The following is a 5,249-nucleotide window of genomic DNA, read 5'->3' as shown; positions in this document are numbered from 1 at the left end:
CCCACATCTTGTGGCTCTACCGGCCAGGACCTGATTCCTGTCCGCAACCCACGTTCACATGTGAGCGAGGCCCCAGCCCCCCATACCGTCTACCGCGGCCCTGGGAGACATCGCACATCTCGATATCGACTCCATCGAGTGGTCCGACGCCGTTGCGACACACCGGGATACCGACATACCGATGACGCCCGCCGGCCCCGAGGACCTGTTCATGCTGATCTTCACCTCGGGAACCAGCGGCGACCCGAAGGCGGTGCGCTGCACCCACGCCAAGGTGGCGTACCCGGGCACCATGCTCGCGGAGCGCTTCGGCCTCGGCCCGAAAGACGTCTGCTATCTGGCGATGCCGATGTTCCACTCCAACGCCGTGATGGCCGGCTGGTCGCCGACGCTGGCGGCGGGCGCGTCGATCGCGTTGCGGCGCAAATTCTCCGCATCCCAGTTCCTGCCGGACGTGCGGCGATTCGGCGCCACCTACGCCAACTACGTCGGCAAACCGATGTCTTACATCCTGGCCACCCCGGAGCAACCGGATGACGGCGACAACCCGCTGCGGTTCCTGTACGGCAACGAAGGCGCACCGCGTGACGTGGCCCGATTCGCCGAGCGGTTCGACGTCTTCGTGGTGGATGCGTTCGGCTCCACCGAGGGTGGCATCGCGATCGTGCGAACCCTCGACACGCCGGCCGCCGCGCTCGGCCCGGTCCCGGACGACGTCGCCATCGTCGACGTCGACACCGGCGCGGAGTGTGCACCCGGCGTGGTCGGCGAATTGGTGAACACCGCCGGCCGCGGTCACTTCCGCGGCTACTACAACGATCCCGGCGCCGACGCCGAACGGATGACCGGCGGGATCTACCACAGCGGCGATCTGGCCTACCGCGACGAGGCCGGCTACCTCTACTTCGCCGGCCGGCTCGGCGACTGGATGCGGGTCGACGGCGAGAACCTGGGCACCGCGCCGATCGAACGGGTGCTGCTGCGCCAGCCCGACGTCGCCGAGGCGGCGGTGTACCCGGTACCCGATCCCGCGGTCGGCGACCGGGTGATGGCCGCGCTGGTGCTGCGGCCCGGCGCCGAGTTCGATCCGGTTGCGTTTCGCGTCTTCCTCGCCGAGCAGCCCGACCTGGGTCCGAAGCAGTGGCCGTCGCTGGTCCGGATCAGCGACGAACTGCCGCGCACCGCGACGTTCAAGGTGCTCAAACGCAGCTTGTCGACCGAAGGGGTGGATTGCGCCGATCCGGTGTTCTCCGTCGAGCGGTGACGCGCGTCGAAAGCTCAGATCAGCACCGGTGTGCACCGTCGGTGATGTGTGCACCACATAGCAGAACCCTATGCGCGGTCTGAGCGTTGTTGCGGTAGTATCGCTGCGCTCCGCAGACGGGCTGCGGCGCAGTGACCCAGGGGGTTTCCGAATCGTGCACCACACCGCTCGCCAGGCCTCGATCGCCGGCGGAACCGCGGTATTCACCGCCGCAGCACTGCTGGCGCTCCTTGCCGGGCGATCTGCGGACCCGGCGCCGATCGAACACACCGCGTCGCAACTCACCGCCGCATCCGACATCCTGAGCGGCGGGCCGGACGTGGCAGATCTGGAGAGCTTCCTGCACGAGCTCGGCCTGGGTGGCCTGGTCAACGATCTCGGCCTGGAGAATCTGCCGCAGACGGAGAGCCTGGGTGATGTGCTGTTCGTCGACGCCGCACGTCCTTGGCTGAACGCCTTCATCGAAATCACGACCGTGGAGACTCAACTCGACAGCCTGGGTCAGGTGTTCGATGCCGACGTTCAGGGCTTCTTCACCAACTTCGACCTCGGCGACTTCAGCAATCTGGGTACCGCCCTGATCAACGACGTGGGTCCGGACCTGATCGGGCTGGGGCTGCTGCCGACCCTCTAGGACGGTGATTCGGGCCGGGGCGGGCTACGGGCGATAGCGGCGGCGGGACCGCCGAGGTGGGACGATAGCGGCGATTGTCGTCGATGCGGGCCCGCCGTATGCCTCCGTCGACGCCGACGATGCACACCATGCGTCGTCGCTGGAACCCCTGCAGACAAATCCAGGTCCGTTGCTCGTCCCGATGCCGGTCGCCACCCGATACCGGCGACGGCCATCCCCCGTCGGCCTAGACTGCATCCGTCACATAGGAACGGGTCCGTCACAAAGGAACGGATATGACGGGATCAACCACGCGGGCCGGCTCGACCTTCGGGCGCTACCAGATCCGGGAGCTGCTGGGCCGCGGCGGCATGGGCGAGGTGTACGAGGCCTACGACACGGTCAAGGAACGCGTCGTCGCCCTGAAGATCCTCTCCGCCCAGCACTTCAGCGACGAGACGTTCCGGGAGCGGTTCCGGCGGGAATCGCACGCCGCGGCCGGGCTCCAAGAGCCGCACATCGTCCCGATCCACGACTGGGGCGACGTCGACGGCACCCTCTACATCGACATGCGCCGGGTCAACGGCGTCGACCTGGGCACGGCGCTCAAGGACGGTCCGCTGGTCCCGGCCCGGGCGGTGGCGATCATCGGCCAGGTGGCGGCCGCGCTGGACGCGGCGCACGGCACCGGCCTGGTCCACCGCGACGTCAAGCCGGGCAACATCATCGTCACCCCGGCGGACTTCGCCTACCTGGTCGACTTCGGTATCGCCGAGGCGGTCGGTGACACCCGGCTGACCACGGCCGGGACGGCGGTCGGCTCGTTCGCCTACATGGCACCGGAACGCTTCGGCGATCACCCGGTCACCCCGGCCGCAGACGTCTACTCACTCGCCTGCGTCCTCTACGAGATGCTGGTCGGATCGGTGCCGTACCTGTCGACGAACGTGCCGCAGCTGATCGCCGCGCACATCTCGACACCTCCCCCGCCACCGAGCGCGACCAATCGCGCGGTGTCGGTGGCGTTCGACGCCGTGATCGGCCGCGGCATGGCCAAGGAGCCCACCGACCGGTATCCCAGCGCGGCGGCCTTCGCTGCGGCGGCCCAGCGTGCGCTGGGCTCGGCACCGGCCTACCCCGTTCTGGACGATGCGATCGTCGACGCCTGGTCGGCCAGTTCCGCTCCCACCGCACTCGGGACCCGAACCGCCCCGGTCACCTCACCACGTCGGCCGGCGCCGGTACCGGCCGGCGGCCCACCGACCACGCCGGCGGTCCCACGCCGCGGCATGCTGCTGCCGGTGCTCGCCGCGGTCGCGGCGATCGTGATCACCGGGTCCGGCGTGGGCGCCGGCATCTTGTTCGTCCAGCGCAACCGCCACCGCGCCGAATCGCCCTCGACCGCCCTCTCCTCGGCCCCGGCGGCGCAGCCGGTGGTGTTGCCACCGGGCGCGCGGGTGTGTCCGCCCCGGTTCGGCAGGACCGGCGCCTACGCCACGTCGGCGGCCGGGACATCGGTGACCTCCTGCGAGTTCGCTGAGGCGGTCCGCGACGTGCTCGGCAGCAGTCCGCCGGTCGGTTCGACACCCGAGGTGGTGCGGGCCTACAGCTCGGTCACCGGCAAGTGGTATCCGATGACGTGCGTCGCCAACGGCCCGTTGACCACCTGCACCGGCGGCAACGACGCGATCGTCTATGCCTACTGACCGGCCCGGACTCTGGTTGGCGGTGATCACCAGCGCCGCACTGTTGTCCGTCGGCGGCTGCACGACGGCGCCCACCGAGCCGGTCGCCGGGTCACCGCCGAGCATCGCCGGGGCGGTGGATCACCTGGCCGCCAGCTTCGGCGAGTTGGGAGCGGCCATTCCGGCCAGCGTCGGCGTCGCGATCGTCCCGGTCGGCGGAGACTCGGTGACCACCTTCGGGGTCTGGTCGACCGGGGTGGCCTGGTCGACGATCAAAGTGCCGCTGGCGATTGCGGCGCTGCGGGTCGAGCCACCGGATTCGGAGCACCTGGCGGTCAAGGCCATCACCGAATCCGACAATGCCGCCGCCGAGCAGCTGTGGTCGCGGCTCGGCCCGCCGGACCGCGCCGCCCGCCAGGTGCAGCAGATCCTGCGGGAAGGCGGCGACGAAAGCACGATCGTCGAATCGCGCCGCCTTCGACCGGGATACACCGCGTTCGGCCAGACCCAGTGGCCGCTGGGCAGACAAGCGCAGTTCGCCGCCCGGCTGCCCTGCATGCCGAGCACCGGCGGTGTCGTCGGCCTGATGCACCGGCTGATCGACGGTCAACGCTGGGGCCTCGCCGCCGACGGCGCCGCCGCCAAGGGCGGCTGGGGGCCCGGCAAATCCGGCGGCTATCTGGTACGCCAATTCGGGATCGTGCCCACCGCGAACGGCAGGGCGGTCGGGGTGGCGCTGGCCGCCGAACCGCGGGACGGCACCTTCGCCGGCGGCGTGGCCGCGCTCGATCGGATGGCGCGGTGGCTCACCGCGCACAGATCCGAGCTACCGGATGGCAGTTGTCCGGGGTAGGTTGGCGACCAGCCGATTGTTACCCGCCAGTAGGAGGAAGTCATGCCCGCTCCAGCCGCTGCGGACTTCGACCGTCTGCGTGGATTGGTCGCCATCGACGACATCGGCGCACGGCATTCCAAGACGATCGACGAGGTCTTCACCGGCAAGGAGCTGACCACGATTCCGATCGGTACCGCCGCCGATGTGGCCGCGGCGTTCGACAAAGCCCGTGCCGCACAGCGGGAGTGGGCTGCCCGGTCGGTCAAACAGCGGTGCGCGATCATCGAACGCTACCGGCACCTGGTGGTGCGCAACCGGGACTCGCTGATGGACGTCGCGCAGGCCGAGACTGGCAAGGCGCGGTCGGCGGCCCAGGAGGAGATCGCCGACATCCTGCTCAACGCCCGCTACTACGCGCGGGAGGCCGCCAAGCTGCTCGGCCGCAAGCGGGTTCAGGGCCTGCTGCCCGGCATCGTCAAGACCGTGGTGAACCACCACCCCAAGGGGGTGGTGGGGGTGATCTCGCCGTGGAACTACCCGATGACGCTGTCGATCTCGGATGCGATCCCGGCGCTGCTGGCCGGCAATGCGGTGGTGATCAAACCGGACAGTCAGACCCCGTACTGCACGCTGGCCAACGCCGAGCTGCTCTACCAGGCCGGGTTGCCGCGTGAGGTGTTCGCGGTGGTGCCCGGTCCCGGCTCGGTGGTCGGCACGGCGATCGTGGAACACTGCGACTTCCTGATGTTCACCGGGTCGACCGCCACCGGCCGTTCGCTGGCCGAGCAGTGCGGCCGGCGGCTGATCGGGTTCTCCGCCGAGCTCGGCGGCAAGAACCCGATGATTGTCACC

General features: G+C 69.5%; 4 protein-coding genes and 1 pseudogene. All 5 read left to right on the top strand.

The genetic code is table 11. The features are described from left to right. Window positions 1–88: 88 nt before the first annotated feature. Window positions 89–1,264 (top strand): annotated as a pseudogene (locus AC2VNT_RS12365) (AMP-binding protein); the annotation flags it as partial. Window positions 1,265–1,418: 154 nt separating this feature from the next. After that, window positions 1,419–1,898, top strand: a complete 480-nt coding sequence (locus tag AC2VNT_RS12360) for a hypothetical protein (RefSeq protein WP_486947138.1) — start codon at window positions 1,419–1,421, stop codon at window positions 1,896–1,898. Between the two features lie 275 nt (window positions 1,899–2,173). Then, window positions 2,174–3,583, top strand: a complete 1,410-nt coding sequence (locus tag AC2VNT_RS12355; RefSeq protein WP_486947137.1) for a serine/threonine-protein kinase — start codon at window positions 2,174–2,176, stop codon at window positions 3,581–3,583. Next, the gene (locus AC2VNT_RS12350; protein ID WP_486947136.1) at window positions 3,573–4,415 is read left to right on the top strand and encodes a serine hydrolase; all 843 of its coding nucleotides are present in this window, start codon (window positions 3,573–3,575) and stop codon (window positions 4,413–4,415) included. The genes AC2VNT_RS12355 and AC2VNT_RS12350 overlap by 11 nt, the downstream gene beginning before the upstream one ends. A gap of 42 nt (window positions 4,416–4,457) precedes the next feature. After that, a partial coding sequence (locus tag AC2VNT_RS12345) for an aldehyde dehydrogenase family protein (protein ID WP_486947135.1) occupies window positions 4,458–5,249 on the top strand: 792 nt, incomplete at its 3' end.

It is taken from the genome of Mycobacterium sp. TH-M15 (genome assembly GCF_057473705.1).
The sequence above is the reverse complement of the archived record's forward strand: the minus strand, read 5'-3'. Positions and strand labels throughout refer to the sequence as shown.

Excerpts from the sequence above, each read along its gene's own strand:
- AC2VNT_RS12355 (WP_486947137.1), top strand. The coding sequence starts at position 2,174 with ATGACGGGATCAACCACGCGGGCCGGCTCGACCTTCGGGCGCTACCAG.
- AC2VNT_RS12350 (WP_486947136.1), top strand. The coding sequence starts at position 3,573 with ATGCCTACTGACCGGCCCGGACTCTGGTTGGCGGTGATCACCAGCGCC.